13 protein-coding genes are annotated in these 16,984 nt (G+C 50.8%); 5 read left to right on the top strand and 8 right to left on the bottom strand.

Going from position 1 to position 16,984, the window contains the following annotated elements; translation table 11 throughout:
* Positions 1 to 52: 52 nt before the first annotated feature.
* Together AAHB90_RS28325 and AAHB90_RS28330 are read left to right on the top strand one after the other, a co-directional pair.
* A complete protein-coding gene (locus AAHB90_RS28325; RefSeq protein ID WP_342088641.1) occupies positions 53 to 1,438 on the top strand; it encodes an aminopeptidase P family protein in 1,386 nt (461 codons plus the stop codon).
* A gap of 61 nt (positions 1,439 to 1,499) precedes the next feature.
* Positions 1,500 to 2,006, top strand: coding sequence for a DUF6934 family protein (locus AAHB90_RS28330; RefSeq protein WP_342088643.1), 507 nt, complete (start codon positions 1,500 to 1,502; stop codon positions 2,004 to 2,006).
* Between the two features lie 108 nt (positions 2,007 to 2,114).
* On the opposite strand, the gene AAHB90_RS28335 is transcribed toward AAHB90_RS28330, so the two are convergent.
* The 8 genes from AAHB90_RS28335 to AAHB90_RS28370 all read right to left on the bottom strand — a co-directional run bounded on the left by AAHB90_RS28335 (position 2,115) and on the right by AAHB90_RS28370 (position 12,674).
* A complete protein-coding gene (locus AAHB90_RS28335; RefSeq protein ID WP_342088644.1) occupies positions 2,115 to 3,665 on the bottom strand; it encodes a M61 family metallopeptidase in 1,551 nt (516 codons plus the stop codon).
* 23 nt (positions 3,666 to 3,688) lie between these two features.
* Positions 3,689 to 5,482 (bottom strand): DUF885 family protein, encoded by a 1,794-nt coding sequence (locus tag AAHB90_RS28340; protein ID WP_342088645.1) that lies wholly within the window; start codon positions 5,480 to 5,482, stop codon positions 3,689 to 3,691.
* 144 nt (positions 5,483 to 5,626) lie between these two features.
* Positions 5,627 to 6,364, bottom strand: a complete 738-nt coding sequence (locus AAHB90_RS28345) for an AraC family transcriptional regulator (RefSeq protein WP_342088646.1) — start codon at positions 6,362 to 6,364, stop codon at positions 5,627 to 5,629.
* 231 nt (positions 6,365 to 6,595) lie between these two features.
* Complete coding sequence (locus tag AAHB90_RS28350; RefSeq protein WP_342088647.1) at positions 6,596 to 7,369, bottom strand: LytR/AlgR family response regulator transcription factor; 774 nt, start codon at positions 7,367 to 7,369, stop codon at positions 6,596 to 6,598.
* Positions 7,366 to 8,466 (bottom strand): sensor histidine kinase, encoded by a 1,101-nt coding sequence (locus tag AAHB90_RS28355; protein ID WP_342088648.1) that lies wholly within the window; start codon positions 8,464 to 8,466, stop codon positions 7,366 to 7,368. The genes AAHB90_RS28350 and AAHB90_RS28355 overlap by 4 nt, the downstream gene beginning before the upstream one ends.
* 122 nt (positions 8,467 to 8,588) lie before the next feature.
* Positions 8,589 to 9,008, bottom strand: a complete 420-nt coding sequence (locus tag AAHB90_RS28360; protein WP_342088649.1) for an SRPBCC family protein — start codon at positions 9,006 to 9,008, stop codon at positions 8,589 to 8,591.
* A gap of 118 nt (positions 9,009 to 9,126) precedes the next feature.
* A complete protein-coding gene (locus AAHB90_RS28365; RefSeq protein ID WP_342088650.1) occupies positions 9,127 to 10,164 on the bottom strand; it encodes an LLM class flavin-dependent oxidoreductase in 1,038 nt (345 codons plus the stop codon).
* Between the two features lie 140 nt (positions 10,165 to 10,304).
* Positions 10,305 to 12,674, bottom strand: coding sequence for an ABC transporter permease (locus AAHB90_RS28370; RefSeq protein WP_342088651.1), 2,370 nt, complete (start codon positions 12,672 to 12,674; stop codon positions 10,305 to 10,307).
* 276 nt (positions 12,675 to 12,950) lie between these two features.
* On the opposite strand from AAHB90_RS28370, the gene AAHB90_RS28375 reads away from it, so the two are divergent.
* From AAHB90_RS28375 to AAHB90_RS28385, 3 genes are all read left to right on the top strand, one after another.
* Positions 12,951 to 14,018: a helix-turn-helix domain-containing protein gene (locus AAHB90_RS28375; protein ID WP_342088652.1), complete on the top strand. Its 1,068-nt coding sequence runs from the start codon at positions 12,951 to 12,953 to the stop codon at positions 14,016 to 14,018.
* 108 nt (positions 14,019 to 14,126) lie between these two features.
* Positions 14,127 to 16,511 carry an outer membrane beta-barrel protein gene (locus AAHB90_RS28380; protein WP_342088653.1) on the top strand — a complete coding sequence of 795 codons (2,385 nt, stop codon included), beginning with the start codon at positions 14,127 to 14,129 and terminating at the stop codon, positions 16,509 to 16,511.
* Positions 16,512 to 16,649: 138 nt separating this feature from the next.
* On the top strand, positions 16,650 to 16,982 hold the full coding sequence (locus AAHB90_RS28385; RefSeq protein ID WP_342088654.1) for a YciI family protein: 333 nt from the start codon (positions 16,650 to 16,652) through the stop codon (positions 16,980 to 16,982).
* The last annotated feature ends 2 nt before the right edge of the window (positions 16,983 to 16,984 follow it).

The following is a 16,984-nucleotide window of genomic DNA, read 5'->3' on the forward strand; positions in this document are numbered from 1 at the left end:
ATTTGTTTCGGTGGGCAAATTTTTTGTTGTATTCCAAAACCGTTTTTATCTCATGTTTTCCAAATCAACATACTTAAACCGCAGACAAACGCTCAAATCCAAACTTGGCAGCGGCATTATCCTGCTCCTGGGCAATGAGGAAAGCGGAATGAATTACCGTGATAACGTATATTCATTCCGTCAGGACAGCACATTTCTTTACTATTTCGGCATCGACCAGGCATCGCTTACGGCCGTCATCGACCTTGATAACGACCAGGAAATCATTTTTGGAGATGAGCTCACGATCGACGACATCGTGTGGACCGGCCCGAAAGAAGCGATTGCTGAAAAGGCGGCCAAGGTGGGCGTCAGCGAAGTAAAACCGGCTTCCGCGGTAGGAAGCTTCCTGAAAGACGCATTATCCCGTCGGCAAAAAATTCATTTCCTGCCTCCTTACCGGGGCGAGCACTACCTGAAATTGCAGGAATGGCTGCACGTTAGTCCTTCCGAGGCGACGCAAAAGGCCTCCGTCGACCTCATCAAGGCTGTTGTCGCCATGCGTTCATACAAAACAGCGGAAGAAGTTGCGGAAATAGAAAAGGCAGTCGACACCTCGGTCGACATGCATTTGTCCTTCATGCGCGACACCCGTGCGGGCATGACCGAGAAGGAAATCGCCGGTAAACTCCAGAGCATGGCCATCGGGCGGGGCGGCGACATTTCCTATCCCGTGATCCTGACCGTGAACGGCGAGATCCTGCACACCCACGCCCGCGGCCTCGCGCTCCGCGACGGCCAGATGGCCTTATGCGACGCCGGTGCGGAAACCGCCATGCATTATTGCGGTGATCTCACACGTACCATTCCGGTCGGCAAGGCATTTACAAGCATTCAGAAAGAAATGTACGAAATCGTCCTTAATGCGCAGGAAACGGCCATTGCGGCCTGTAAACCAGGGGTTTTATTCAAAGACGTGCACAAGCTGGCTTCCACCAAACTGGTCGAAGGCATGAAACAAATGGGCGTCGTCAAAGGCGACGTTGCCGAAGCGATAGAGCACGACGTACATACTTTGTTCTTCCAATGCGGCCTGGGCCACATGATGGGCCTCGACGTCCACGACATGGAAAACCTGGGCGAACAATACGTGGGCTACACCGAAGACCTTCAAAAAGGCACGACATTCGGATGGAAATCCCTCCGCCTCGGCCGCGCCCTCGAACCCGGCTTCGTCATCACCGTCGAGCCCGGCCTCTACCTCATCCCTACCCTCATCGACCGCTGGAAAGCGGAGAACAAACTGGCGCAGTTCATTGATTATGAAAAGCTGGAACTCTTCCGCGATTTCACGGGAATTCGTATCGAGGATAACCTTTTGATAACTGAAAATGGCAACCGGGTGCTTGGGAAGGAGCTGGTGAAAAGTGTCCGGGATGTGGAGGCTTTGAGAGGATAATGTTAGTGGGGAGGTTCGTTAACTTTACACTTCGGTGTTAACCTCCACACGCTATTAATTCATGCATTTACCAAGATATCACTTCTATGCCGGTGCCACAAAGACTATTTTTGAGTTTGTCAGCGAAGGGCCAAAAGGTTATATCCACAAATTGGTAGAATACTCGCCGGTTAACTCAAACGACATTTACAACCTGGGCTTTGGAGATGTTGACGAATTGGAAGAGCCATACAACGATATGATTGTTTCCAACAATGGGGACAGCGCCAAAGTATTGGCAACGGTGGCAGCCACCGTCTTTGAATTTACCCAAAAGTACCCCAAAGCCTCAGTTTTGGCAACAGGAAGCACAAAATCCAGAACACGATTGTATCGCATGAATGTCAATCGGTATCTGCATGAAATCCAGGAGCATTTTGTTATTTTTGGATACTGTAAATCAAATTCCTGGGAAGAGTTCAATAATAAAAAGGATTACGAAGCATTCTTATTAACCAGAATAGAAAACCGCAACGAAATATGGCTAGAACTGCAAACCCTAAATCTGACAATGAAAACGGTAGGATGATCATCAAGGACATGAGCCATCTTGAAGGGAAGGTACATTTTCCAGAAAAGCTGGAAAAAGCCCGGCAAATATTGGCGCCCCTTATCGCCCTAAGAGAACAGCGGAAAACTAGTTCCCCCGACTCCAACTCTTAAATATCTCCTTTTGCAAAGCATCCGGCGATGCCTTTTTCGTAATCTTAAACGTGCCGTAATGCTTCTCAGTAGTTAAGTCAATGTCGAGTCCCGCATAACCCAGGTACTTTTTATAATCCGGCTCGGTGGTGGTGTAGATATAGCTGAATAACTCATCCAGCTTCATTCCGGCGACCGCCTCGATCGTTGATCGTAATTCGGCTTCGCTGAATCCGCGGTTCTTCTTCATGTAAAAATCCTGATACAATTTCCGCATCACGTTGTCCAGCGAGCGTTTGTTTCCGGTTTCGTGCCGGATTGCCAGATCGAAAAGCAAACCTACTACCGGCCCTTTTTGATAGTAGGAAATGGTTTTGTTTACCACATCGCCGGTGCGGCCGAAGGGGCCGTCGGACCAGGTTTCGAAGCTTGCCTCGGCGAGGGTTTGGAACAAACGACCGGGTTTGGTTTCGACATGGATGATCTGCTTTTGGAAGAAATCGAGCAACTCCTCCTCGCCCATAAGGCCCGTTGCGCGCATAATCAACGGTTCGTAATAAACCGTCAGGCCCTCTGATACCCAAAGCATATTGGTTTTGCTGCCTTTGTCGTAGTCGAATGGCCCGAGCTCAATGGGACGGATGCGTTTGACATTGTAATGATGAAAATATTCATGCGTGATAAAACTCAGCATACCATTCCAACCACGCGAATTCAACTGGTCGCCACTGAAACTGATCGTCGTCGAATTCAAATGCTCGATACCACCCTGCCCCGGGCCGATTGCGATGAAGGTGTAATGCTTATAAGGAATATCACCAATGAGCCCTGATGCCTTTTCGACGATCTTTTGAATATCCGACATCAGTCTGGCCCTGTCAAAATCACCCAGCTTGTAGCCTATAAACCGGTGCGGAACACCTTTGACTTTGAATGCCGGCAGCTCTTCCAGGTTACCGGTGAGCATGGGACTATCATATAATATGTCAAAATCCGGGGCAATGTAAGTGAATGACTTGCCAGGCACAGCATCGAGCCCGGTAGCGACGCGGTTCCAGTCTTTGTATGGCGTGATCGTCACTTCCGACGGCGTTTTGATTTTCCCCGCTTCATGCAAAAACATACTCACAGGCGTAATATAGCCATGTTCTTCATCCAGGTAGCTCGTCGCGACGAACTTGCGCGTGGTCTTTACATCATACTCCGCATGCAGGCTGAGCGTGCCTTTTGTAGCAATCGTCCAGCCGTTCCTGCCTGATTTCACCCAACGTAACACATGCCCGTTCTCATCTTTCACGACCAGCTTTTCGATATTCGAAGCATAATCCATCAACTGGTAATAGCCTGGTTGCCAATCCGGCAGTTTGAGCCATGTGCTGTCGCCTTCACCGGCTTTCCATTCCATCATGACGTGGAAAGTATGGTTGGCGGGCTCCGGCATAGAAACTGTAAATCGAATTGGCTCCGGTTTTTGACCCATTGCGCCGGCTACGAGGCAATGCGTCGCCAGCAGGCATAGCCAGCGCTGCGTTTTCTTGAAATTCATGATATAGGAGTGATTAAAGAAGTTTATTTAAACTGATAGAACTTCCACTGGGTTTTGAAATCGGATTTCAATGGCTGGTTGGTCAATGTCGCACGCACCATCTCTATCGGCATATTATTTTCCTTCATCACGGCATCATGGAACTGCTTGAATGTCATTTTACCGCTATCTACAAGCTCCTTTTTGAGGCTGAATAACTGCAAACCGCCAATAAGATAGGCTACCTGATAAAGCGGGCTATAATTACCCTCGAACGACCTCCTTACCTCTCCTTCCGCATTCGCGCGCTCGTGCCCCACGCGGTCGACGAGGAAATCGATGCATTCCTGCGGCGTCCATTTGCCCAAATGGTAGTTCAACGAGAAAATAATGCGCGCGCACCGATGCATACGCCAGAAAAGCATCCCAATGCGCTCCTCAGGCGTTTTCGCAAAACCCTTATCATACAAAAGCAGCTCCCAATACAACGCCCAGCCCTCGGTCCAGAAGGGCGTCCGGAAATCGCTGCGGTACGATTTGTAGCGACTGTTCATATAGTATTGCAAATGGTGGCCGGGCACAAGCTCATGATGCACGGTGGAGCGGGAGAAATACGGGTTATTGCCACGCATGCTCATCAGCTTGTCGTCGTGCGCCATTGTATTCGTTGGATATGAGATGATAATATCCCTACCGCCGAGGAAAAATGGGTTCACCAGTTGCCTTTCCGGTGTCATCATCTGCATTCCCCAGGTTTCATCCGCAATTTCAGGATAGTCGATGAGGTTGTTTTTAAGGATAAATTCCTTGGCGTCGTTATAAAGTTTCAGGATCAGTTCGGGTTGGGTACCGGCATGGACATAGCTGTTTTTAACCTTTTCCTGCGCCTTCTTCCAGTCATTACCAAAGCCCATTTCGGCCGACGCTTTCAGTAACTCCTTATCGCACCATGCGAATTCCTTATTAGCCAGTTCGATCAGCTCGTCGGGCGTATAGCTGATCATCTCGGTGCCGAGCTGCCGGATCAGTTCGTCCCGCCCGATCGGAACGCCTTTGATACCGCTAGCGTCTTCCTTCTGGGTTGTATGGAGCTTTCCTTTGCTTTGGATCAGTTTCGAATAGGCGAGTAATGTGCTATCCAGCGTTTTATAAGGTTTTGGTACCCACCAGGTAAACAGCGGATCATAACCATTATAAAACTCAAATGTACTTTTCAAACGCGCCTCCAGGCCGGTTACCGCCTCCACGCCCATCCGCGAGAGTGGCATGTCTATCGATTCCAGCTTTTTGAACGACTCCTCTGCTTTCTTTACTTCCTTCTGCAAATCGTTCAGCTTCCCTGCCACCGCCTGTCCATCCACAGTAGCCCCGCGCCGGCGACCTTTTTCCAGATCGTAAATCCCGGCGGCAAACGGGATGTATTTTTCGATCTGAGTATATTCCTTTTCTTCCTGGTCCAATGTCAGCAAATGATCATCGATATTGCGTTTCAGCAACAGGTAGTCCACTTTACCATAAATACTCATCGCATTGAAATCCGTCTTCGCGAGCTTTCCGAGATAGTCATGATCCACCTCCCGCAGCCTTTTCCGCTGCTCCGGCGAGTTCAAAGCCGGACCACCGCCCTGCTGGCCCCGCCCGCCGGTTGGCATAGGGCCGTAAAAATATTTTACCGCACGAATGTCCTGCGCATACTGGGTTACCAGGCCGGCGACTTCGCTGGTCTGTTCATATAGGTTAAATTTGGATTTGGAAGACTGGGCCGCTGCACCGAGTACCGTCAGCCAACAGAAAAGGAAAACCGCCCAACGCGTGCGCGTCACGTACATATGCGTCATAGGATTCAGGATTTTAAGATTGGATTTTACCAAAATTAGCCCAAAATCCCTGTGAAAACGTACCGGGTTTTAATCATTTATTGACCGATTTTAGCCTGTGGGGGTTTGGCAGCGTTCAATAACGGGAAGGCAAGGCTGACCCTGCTATGCCTGCAAATCGAGCTGCTTAGTTCTGGGAAGTTCAGCCCGGTACCTTGTGATAATCGCTTTTAATGTCTCGCCGGTGCCTTTGATCACCATTTTATTGAGGTTATACTGCGACGTATTCATGGCCGCAGCTAGTTCCTGGATGGTCAGGTGCTCGTTCTGCTGCAACATTTTGCGGACGTCGTTGAGCACACTTTCGGTCTCTTCGCTGTAATGCGCCGCCGGTTCTGCCCGCAGCGCGTCCGATAAATTGCGTTTCACCAGATTGACCAGCAACGCAGCCGAATTGGCGACAAGTTCACGACTATTTTCCTGTAAATGCCCGAGTTCTGTTTCGATCAGGCGTACGAGATGTGTCACCGCCAATCTATCTGTTTCGCTTTGAAGTTCCTTCTGGCGCAGAAAGCTTGGAACCGAAAACAGGTCGCGAACGGCCCGGAACATGCCCGTGAAGCTATTAAAAGGATCCGCCGCACCGGCTATGCGGAACGGATCGAAGAAGATAGTAAGCAAATTGGTCCGGTAAAAGGATTTGAATCGGAATGAGTGGCCGGGGGAAAGGAGAAAGATCGCCTGCTCTTCGTAATGCCAGGAATCATTGTCGCAGGATAAAACACCCTCCCCCTCGGTGACAAAGGCAATACCAAACAAGCCGCCGTAGCGGGATGACTGTTCGAGCTCACGGGCCTCACAGCTTACCAGGTTCAGGGTCTGATCGATATTGAGTTCTTTCATCACGTTGAAGAAGGGTTTAGGAATAGTCACCTTTATCCATGGCCGCCTTCGTGGCGTACACGAACACAGGGTTTAGGTTTATGGTCAACTTACTGTTGGTTTTCGCAAAAACACAGTCAGTAACCAAAGGTGTTTACCAATGCTTAAATCAAAAAATCAAAGGTGCCCAATGCCTGATTTAAGGAGCCGAATGCCCGCTTTGAGAGGAAGAAGGAAAAACGGTCGGGGTGGCTATTTGCCCAGCCATTGCTTGAAATCGGCCATCCTGTCACCACTTACGAAGACTTCCTGAGAGGCCGGTGGGGTCAATTCGAGTTTTAACCTGCCCGCCGAAACCGTGTAAATGGACCGAATGCTGTTCAACGAGATAATCAGCGAGCGGTTGATGCGGAAAAACTCTTTGGGATCGAGCATTTGCGCCAGCTTGTCGAGGCTGTAATCCATAGCGAGGTGCTGGCCATCGAAAGTCCGGAGGAATGTCGCTTTCTGCTCGATGGTGAAATAGGCGATCTCGCTCGTGCGGATGCTGAAAAGCTTCGGACCGGCCGATGCCAGGAAGCGCTCCTTATAGCCTTCCTCGTTACCGGATTGGTACATAGCCATCAGCGCTGCAAAGTCCGGCACCGGGGTAGCAGCCGCTTTGGAATGCAATGCAACGAATTTGTCGATCGCCGCCGAAAGCTCAGCCTTATCCACGGGTTTCAGCAAGTAATCGATTCCGTTCGCTTTAAATGCCTTGAGCGTGTACTCCGAGTAGGCGGTTGTAAAAATGATGGGAATGGTCAGTTTCAGTTCCTCGATGATCTTGAATGCGAGGTCGTCTTCCAGGTGCAGGTCCATGAAAATCAGATCAGGCCGTATGTTACCGGCATCGTTCAGCCACTGGATACTGTCCCTGACCGACGACAGTTTCGCCATCACATTGATTTTCGGATCATATTTCCCGACAAGGCTTTCCAGCCGGTTGGCACTCAACGACTCGTCCTCTATAATAAGCACATTCATGAAAGCAGTGGCACTTTAACGGTAAAACGGCCATCGGTCTTATCGACCATCACCGGTTTGTCGATCAGCAACTTATAGCGGTTTACAATATTCTGAAGCCCAAGGCGTGTCGAAGATTCGGGCAGATCGCGGACCTGCAGCGGGTTGCTGATCACCAGATAGTCGTCGTCCACGCCGATCGTAATCAGCAGCGGATTGCTGGTCGACATCCGGTTATGCTTCACGGCATTTTCCACGAGCAACTGCAGTGTGAGCGGCACGATCGAGTATTTTTCTTTTTCCTGACAGGAAATCCGGATATCCAGGTTCAGTTTGTTCTCAAACCGGATCATAAGCAGGAACATATAGGTTTCCAGAAACTCAACTTCCGTGGCCAGCTTGATCGAATCATAAACCGATTTTTCAAGAATATACCGGTAAGCCTTCGAAAGCTGGTTAATAAATTTGACGGAAAGCTCCTGATTGGTTTCTACCAGCGTCGTGAGCACGCTGAAATTATTAAAAAGAAAATGCGGGCTTACCTGGTTTTTCAATGCATTGAAATGGGCGGTCGCATTCTCCTTTTGCAAACGCTCTTCGTTGATTACCACCCGTTGCAGGCGCTCATACACACGCTTGTTGGCGGCGAGATAGTATTCCGCCATGAGTGCCATCACGGTAATGCTCGTATTGGCCCGCTGTTTCAGTACCGGCGAGTTGTTCAGCGTGATGGGCAGGACATCGAAGCTCCTTTTGTCGAAAACAGCCTCCGTCCAGTGCCAGAGGTAGCGGTACCAATGGTTGAAGACCATTGCCAGCGCAATAGCCACCACGAGCATGATCGCCTGGTTCACAACACGAAAACGTTCCGGAAAATCCTCGCCCAGGAAGCGGGAAGTGACATATTGCAACCATTCGATCACATTGATCCAGAGAATAAAGAAGGCAATGCTGAACAGCAATTCCATCGTCCACAGCGGCAGCCGGTGCCAGAAAGTAGGCATATCGATCTGCAAAACGTTCATATAAATGCGGATAGGCACATATATGACCGCAAGGCCAAGACCAAGTTCCCATTTTTGACGGTTGGTAAGACGGGATGTTATTCGGGATTGCATTTACTTTTGGATTCTGAACATCAAAAGTAAATAAAGTAGCATTAAGTGTGATCTACTATTTTCAAGCAAAGGGCCCGATCTCACCGACCGGGCCCTTTACTTATCCTGATGCTATTTCCAAATTACTGCTCCGCATATTTCTTGAAATTGTCAAGAATAGCCTGCCAGCCGGCTTGCTGAAAATCAACCGGATGCGTGTTTTCAGGGTCGAATGTTTCCACAACTTTGGTACCGTTGCCTTCCTGCTCAAACGAAACCGTCACTTTCCGGCCGTCGCCCAGCGTATAGGCCAGATAGCGGTTTTCCTCCACTTCGGTGTATGTACCACCAAATTCGAAACTGAAACTACCGTCTTTTGCAGCCATGGTAGTTTTAATGTTTCCCCCTACACGCACATCGTTTTCGGAATAAGGCGCATGCCAGTCGTCGGATGCGAAACACCACTGGGTAATGTGTTCCGGCGCATTCCATTTGTTCCAGACTTCCGCTACCGGTGCATTGATAATCGCTTGTACAGTTACAGGTTGTGTTGTCGCTTCCATTTCTTTGTGTTTTTTAGTGATGATTGATGTTACAAAGTTGCCGGGTTTCCGGGAAACGGAGCGATGCCTGTTGCGACAAAAAGCGGGTGCGTTTGCGTCACCCGCCTTAAAAACGTCACTATTTAACTGCCAGAGCCTTTTTCACTGCCGGAGCTACATGTGTTCCGAGCAGTTCGATCGACTTCATAAGGTCCTTATGGGCAGGCGCACCCACGTCCGTATGCATGAGAAAGCGCGTAAGGCCGAACATCTCCTGATGGTACAAGATCTTATCGACCACCTCATTCGGCTCGCCTACGAACAATGCGCCTTCGCGTCCTTGTCCGCCTTCGAACTGAGCGCGCGTGTAGGGCGCCCATCCGCGGCTGCGGCCGACGCGGTCCATTTGGGATGCATAGGAAGGGAAATACAAATCGCTTAACGCTTTTCCATCCAGCCCAACCAACCCGTGCGAATGCGTAGCCAGCTGCATTTTGGCTGGATCATGGCCCGCTTCGAGGTATTCTGTTTTATACAATTCAAAAAACGGCTTGAACTGCGACGGCATACCGCCAATGATCGCGATGATTAACGGTAAGCCGAGCCTTGCGGCGCGTACTACCGACTGTGGCGTGCCCCCCACGGCAACCCAGATTTCCAGGTGGTTGTTCACGGCGCGGGGTAATACTTCCTGCCGGTCGAGCGTCGCGCGGAATTTGCCTTTCCACGTAATCACGTCATTCTCATTGATTTCTTTCAGCAATTGCAATTTTTCCGTGAACAGGCCATTGTAATCATTCAGATCATAACCAAAAAGCGGGAACGATTCGATGAAACTGCCCCGGCCCACCGTGATCTCCGCCCGTCCGCCCGAGATAAGGTCGACCGTCGAAAAATTCTGGTAAACCCGCACCGGGTCCGCCGAGCTTAATACGGTTACCGAACTCGTAAGTTTGATGTTTTTAGTCACCGAAGCGGCAGCGGCAAGAATGATCTCGGGTGTTGAAACGGCGAAATCCGGCCGGTGGTGCTCGCCTATCCCGAACACATCGAGGCCCACCTCATCGGCCAGCCTGATTTCTTCCAACATATCCTGCAAACGCTCCTGAGGCGACTGAAAAGAACGGGTGGCATTGTTGAATGCCAAATCCCCGAACATACTGATTCCTATTTCCATTGTTTATCGTCTTTGCTTTGTTTCTGGCCACCAAAACCCCGCGGCGGCGGCCCCTGGTGGCATCCGAAAAGACAACCAGCATCACGGCCGATAGATTCCGGAAACAAGGAAAGACGTAGTATCCAAAAGTATAGTGCAGCCTACTCGCTCCTCAGGCTTCTTACCGGATTTACCATCGCGGCTCTGATCGACTGAAAGCTGATCGTAAAAACGGCAATCAGCACGGCAATGATCCCGGCCAGTGCGAACATCCACCATTCGATATCGATTTGATAGGCGAAGCCTTGAAGCCATTGCTGCATAATGTACCAGGCAACCGGCGAGGCAAGTACGATCGCCATCACGACGAGTTTGAGGAAATCCCTGGAAAGCAGCCCCACAATGCCGGCTATCGAAGCGCCCAGTACTTTGCGGACGCCGATTTCCTTCGTACGCTGCTCCGCGGTGAATGCCGCGAGGCCAAATAGGCCCATGCAGGAAATGAATATCGCCAGAGAAGCAAAGTAACCCGCCAGCTTCCCTACTACCTGCTCGCTCTGGTACTGACGGGCATATTCCTGGTCGGTAAATGCATAGGTAAATGGCACATTAGGATTGAGTTTTTTGCATATGCGCTCCATCGCGGCCAATGTTTCGGGCGTTTTGCCGGCCTGGATTCGGACCACGACACTCCCTTGCGGCTCACGGGCCCCGAGGTAGGCGATCAGCGGGCGGATGGCCGTGTGCAACGACTGGAAGTGAAAATCTTTCAGCACACCAACGATACGGACCTTCGTTTTACCCCAATTGATCTCCCTTCCGACGGGATCTTTAAGCCCCATCACTTTCACCGCCGTTTCGTTAACGATCACCCCAGATGAGTCTGTCGGGAAAGCTTTGGAGAAATCGCGGCCGTCGGCCATTTGGAGGTTCATCGTTTTGGTAAAATCATAACCCACCCCCACGGGCGTGAACCTCACCTGGTTGTTCGGATCGCCGCCCGGCCAGGTTATACCGTCGGCACCGTTGCCGTTGGATGCCGGTGTGGCGGTCATATGCGAGACCTGTTTGATACCCGGAACTTGAGTCAATTGTTCTTTCAGGAGTTCAAATTTGTTGAATAGCTCGCCTTCAATAGGGAAATAGACCAGGTTTTCACGATCGAATCCCAGGTTTTTGTTTTGGACAAAACCTACCTGCCTGTAAATAACGATCATGCCGACGATCAGGATGACCGACAGTCCGAACTGAAACACCACCAACCCCTGCCGCACCCACACCGAGCTTGAGTCAGATTTCAAAGCGCCTTTGAGAATGCGGACCGGGTTGAGCGACGACAGGAAGAACGCCGGATAGCTGCCCGCCAGCAGGCCTGTCGCAGCGAGCAAGCCGGCGATAACACCCCAAAACAACGGCTCCGACCAAGGTAGCGCCATTTGCTTGCTTGTCAGGCTGTTGAATGCGGGTAGCAACAATGCCACCAGCACGACCGCCAGCGCCGCCGACAGCCCTGCTATCAACAGCGCCTCGCCCATAAACTGCCCGGCGAGCATGGACCGCATCGCACCTATCACTTTCCGAACGCCCACCTCTTTGGCCCTCCGCGACGACCGCGCCGTAGCCAGGTTCATGAAATTAATGCAGGCGATGAGCAGGATAAATACCGCCACAAAGCCGAACAGCTGCACATATTCAATCCGCCCGCCATCCATTTTCGCGTCTTTGATATTGCTGTTGAGATAATACTCGTGAAAAGGCTGCATGGCAAGCTGCGTCTTATACGGCTTACCGCCGTCGCGGTTAGTTTTATCGAGCAGTTGGCGCATTTTGGCTTCCACTTTCGCAGGGTCGGCATCTTTCCGCAACTTAAAAAACGTAAGGGGGTCGGTGTTACTCCAATTTGTGGCCCAGCCATTGTCGTCGACATAGGCATCCCAGGTCATCAGGCAATCGAATTTCAGCGAGCTGTTTGCCCCGACATTCTCAAACACCGCCGAAACAGTCATTTCCTTACGATTGTCATAGCGGATAGCCTTTCCAATGGCCGCTTCCGGGCTTCCGAAAAACGCTTCGGCCATATCGCGCGAAATGGCTATACTGCCGCGGTCGCGTAAAGCGGCTTCGGGTGTCCCCTGTAACAATTTGTAGCTGAACATTTTAAAGAAATCCCCGCTCGCCCAGTTGGTCGCCTTTTTATGTATTTTGCTGCCCACGGAAAAAGTCTGCTGGATGGTCCATGAAAAAGGCGTACTCATCTCGATTTCCGGTACCGATTTTTTTAGCTCCTCGGCGAGCGGCCCTGGAGTCCAGATCACCCCCTGGACTTTGCCGCTGAAATACTCCCGCATATAAATCCGGTACAGCTGGTCCTTGTTCGCATGAAATGCATCGACGGCCCGTTCGTCGCGGATCCAGAGCATGATCATGAGGCTGCAAGCCATTCCGAGCGCGAGGCCAAGGACATTAATAGCAGAAAACGTTTTGCTTTTCAGCAGGTTACGTAACGCGATTTTGAAATAATTACGGATCATGGCTGCGCTGAATGAATAGGTTTCTGAAAAGTCTGCCACCGCTTTCGGGCGGGGCGAATGGCCGGATGAGCCGGATCGCCCTCAAGGGTGTATTTAAATGCCGTGCCAAATTAAAAAACACCTTCTCAGCCATTCAGAACAACGATTTTACGAATTCAGGCAGTTAGGAGAATGTCCGATTCCGAACATCTGCGGCCTCAGAACGGACAACTCGTAAATACGGCTTGAAAACCGGTTGCCAAACAGTTACATTTGGGATACAATCGGTTCTGTTTTATGAATATAGGCAAAGAAATCCTGTTCTTTTTCAGCGCGCTGGGGGCTTTCAATGGAATTCTCCTCGGAATATTCCTCCTGTTTTTTACCCAAAAGAAATACCTGGCCAACAACTTCCTCGGCGCGTTGCTGCTGGCGTCCAGCGTCCGGATCGCCAAGTCGGTATGTTTGTATTTTGATGGCGCATTGCCCAAAATCTACCTGCAAATCGGCCTTTCAGCCTGCTTTTTCATCGGGCCGTTTTTGTATTATTTCGTGAGATCGGCGTTAACGCCACTGGAAAAACTCCCAAAGACTTGGGTGTGGACGCTCATTGCATTCGCAGCTCTTACCCTGGGCGTAGGCATTATGTTCCCTTACGAGCAATACCCTGCTTTATGGAACAAGTTGATTGCCAGAGCAATATATGTGCAGTGGTTTGGTTTCCTGCTGGCTTCGGGTATCCTGATCCGCGATTTGCTCCGCAAACAATTCAGCCGCTCCTATACCATGAAACCGGCGGAGACCTGGATCTCCATGATCTTCCTGGGCAATGTGCTGATTTTCCTTTTGTATTTTTCTTCGCTGATCAATGCGCCCTTCGCTTCCTATATCAGTGGCTCCATTGCATTCTCGCTTATTCTTTACCTGATGATCACGCTCGTGATCTACAAGAAGAAAACCGACGAGCTGTTTTTACTTTTGCCCGACAAACCCGTTGCGAAGAAACTCAATGAGAACGACGCCGAAATATGGCTCGCCAAGCTGGAAAAGGTGATGACCGAAAAAGCAGTTTACAAAAATCCGGACCTGAAACTGCACGATCTTTCCCGGGAAATACAGGTTTCCAGCCACCAGCTTTCGGCATTGCTGAACGACCGGCTCGGTAAAAATTTCACGACCTACATCAACGAATGGCGCATCGCGGAAGCCTGTAAAATGATCGCGACCGAGCAGCACCTTACCCTGGAAGCGATCGGTTACGAGGTGGGTTTTAATTCCAAATCTACATTCTTTGCAGCTTTCAAGAAGGTCAAAAGCGCCACTCCTTCATCCTATCAACAAACTATCAATCAACCAATTACTTAATACCCAAAGTACTGATTTATAAATCCGTACTCCTGATTCTGCTTTTACATACCTCCGGAAACGGCCCACTTTGGACTTTTGCTTCAAATCAGATCCATTGTATCCGCCATGAAGCTTTCCGGCATCCTTATCCTCTTTGTTTTTCTTACCAAAATCGCAGCTGCACAGAGCCGCTACTCGGTTTCGGGTAATGCCGTCGGCGCAAACCGGCAGCAGGTAGCCGTGTACGCCCGTCTGCTCGCCCTGCCCGATTCCACACTTTTGCAAGGCGCTCCATTCGAAGACGGCCGCATTACTTTCACAGGCATCCAACTTGAAACGGTGGCCATACGGCTCAGTAGCATCGGTCTTGCCGACACGCTTATCGTAGTGAACCGGAACGGCCGCACGCTCATCGACATCGGGACGGTCCTCATGCACGAGCAGGCACAGGCGCTCGCGGGCGTAACCGTGCGCGGACAGGCGCCGCTTGTTCGGCAAGGCACGAACGGGACCACTGAAATCCAGGTTACGGGTAGCATTCTGGCAGGCAGCACGTCCGCGACGGAACTGCTCGAAAGGTCGCCGGGGATTGTGTTCACGGAAGGGCGCGCAGGCGTTGCCGGGCGTGGCGAAGCGTTGATTTTTCTGAACGGGCAGGCCATTACGTATGAGCAAATGGCGGCCATCCCCGTGAGCCGCATTGCCCGTGTGGAGGTGATCCCCAACCCGTCGGCGAAATACGATGCCGCGGGCAAGGCGGTGATCAATATCATTACAAAATCGGTGATTAATGATGGTATGACAGGCTCCGTAACCCAGCAATATGCCTACACAAGTTTCGCCGGCAGCGAGCTCAATACGCTCGCCGATGCACAATACATGCACGACAGGTTATCGTTTCAAGCCAACTATGCCCTCCAGACGGGCAACAGTCGCGAAGTGCTGCATACCACACGCACACGCCCCTCTCCGGTCGAATACCTGCATTCCGACCTCACCACCGACTGGCAGCGGAAAATGCGTAATTACTCCAACTTCGGTGCGGGCGCGCAATGGAACCTGAAAGAGAACAGCTATGTGTCATTAAGCTACAAAGGAAACCTGAACAGTCTCGGTGGCAGCCAGAACAGCGGAAATGCGCTCACCGACGGTTCGGGAAGCAGTTTCTACCAAAGCCGCGTGGCGAAGAACGAAGAACGCTGGAACCATGCCGTTACGCTCAATTTTCAACAGACATTGGATACGCTGGGCTCTGCGTTGTTCGTCGGCAGCCAGTATGCCCGCTTTAAAACCGACCAGCACGATCGCATTGCCGAGAGCAGCCTCATCGGCGATAGTACGGCATCCCGCAATTTGCTCAATGATGTGCTTGTCCGGATCAGCATTTCCAGTACCCAGGTCGATTACACCAAGGCATTCCGGAACGGCGGTAAACTCGAAACCGGCGCAAAATTCAGCTATGCGGACAATGGCTCCGGCACCGGCTTTTTGGTTTCCGCCGGCGACAATCCTTTCGTGCCTGATCCCGGTCTTAGCAGCAATTTCCGCTACCTGGAAAAGGTACCAGCTGCCTACGTGAATTACGTGGGAAGCTCGAAACGCAACCTGCGCTTTGGCGCGGGTTTGCGCGGCGAGTATACGCATTACACGCTCAACACGACGGCCCGGGGCGGTCAGAACATCGGAGACAGCTATTTCAATGTTTTTCCCACCCTTTTTGTGAGTAGAAACTTCGCTAATGGTCTGCAAAGCCGCATTTCCTACGTTTCAAAGATCACCCGCCCGCGCTACCAGGCACTGAACCCTTTTGTGATTTACCAGGACCCCTTCACGACCATAGAAGGTAATCCGAATATGCAACCAGAGAAGATCCATACGTTTGAAACGGGCCTGCAATACAAGCAGCTGGATGTCCGGGCGGGCTACACGTACACCAGGGACAGGATTAGCGGCGCCGCATTGCGCGGAGATTCACCGAACAGCTACATTCTCAAAGGCATTAACCTCGCGAAGGAACATGCCCTTTTTATCACCGCCTCAGCGACATTCAATATCAACTGGTGGAGTACGACGAACACCGTGACAATAAGCCGCAACAAGCTGGTTGATAATAAATACGGCTTTGAAGTTCTCAAACCCATGCCCCAGGTTTATGCTTACACCAATAATACTTTTGATATAAACCACTTTCTCAAAATCCAGCTGATGGCCTGGTACCTCAGCGAAAGGTCACAAGGGCTTTACAACGATTTCAGCCGGTCTACCGTAACCGTCGGAGTAGAGAAAGATTTTTTCAGGACCGCATTGAAAATCAGGCTAACGGCCAATGACATATTTCACCAGAGCCATGTTCACGGTAAATACAGCGTCGGAGCTACCCAAATTTACTATCGTCGCACCTATTCCACGGCGTACTTCGGCATCAGCGCCGTGTACCGCTTCGGACGGTTGGGAAAAATCACATTTAACAGCAGATCCACAGGGGAAACCGAGCAAAGCCGGGCGCGGTGACGTAGAAGTGTCAGGCGCCTGCATTTATGGTCATTTGAAGCACAGGTGGCCATTAAATAGTAATTAAAAAAACATTTAGAATGCATTCGGGTTGAAGCGGTTTGCTACTTTTGAAGCATTCACTTCAACTGAAAAACGATGAAAAATTACATTGTCATTTTCCGCGAGCCTGATGGCAGGCAGGATTCCCACACGGAGACAGAAATCGCAGCACATCGTGAAAACTGGTCCCAATGGTTTGCAGAATGGGGCGCCAAGGGTAAGCTCGCAGGCGGCAGCGGATTGACGCTCAACGGCCGGATCATCAAAGACGGACACCCCAGCGAAGGCGTTCACCAGGTCGGCACCGAAATAGTCGGTGGCTTTCTGCTACTCAAAGCGGAAGACCTCGACGAAGCGACGACCATCGCCGCCAGCTGCCCGATCTACGAATTCGATGGCTACGCGGAAGTAAGAGAAATGCAGCAATAGCG

Source organism: Dyadobacter sp. OTU695 (genome assembly GCF_038440355.1).
Taxonomy (GTDB): domain Bacteria; phylum Bacteroidota; class Bacteroidia; order Cytophagales; family Spirosomataceae; genus Dyadobacter.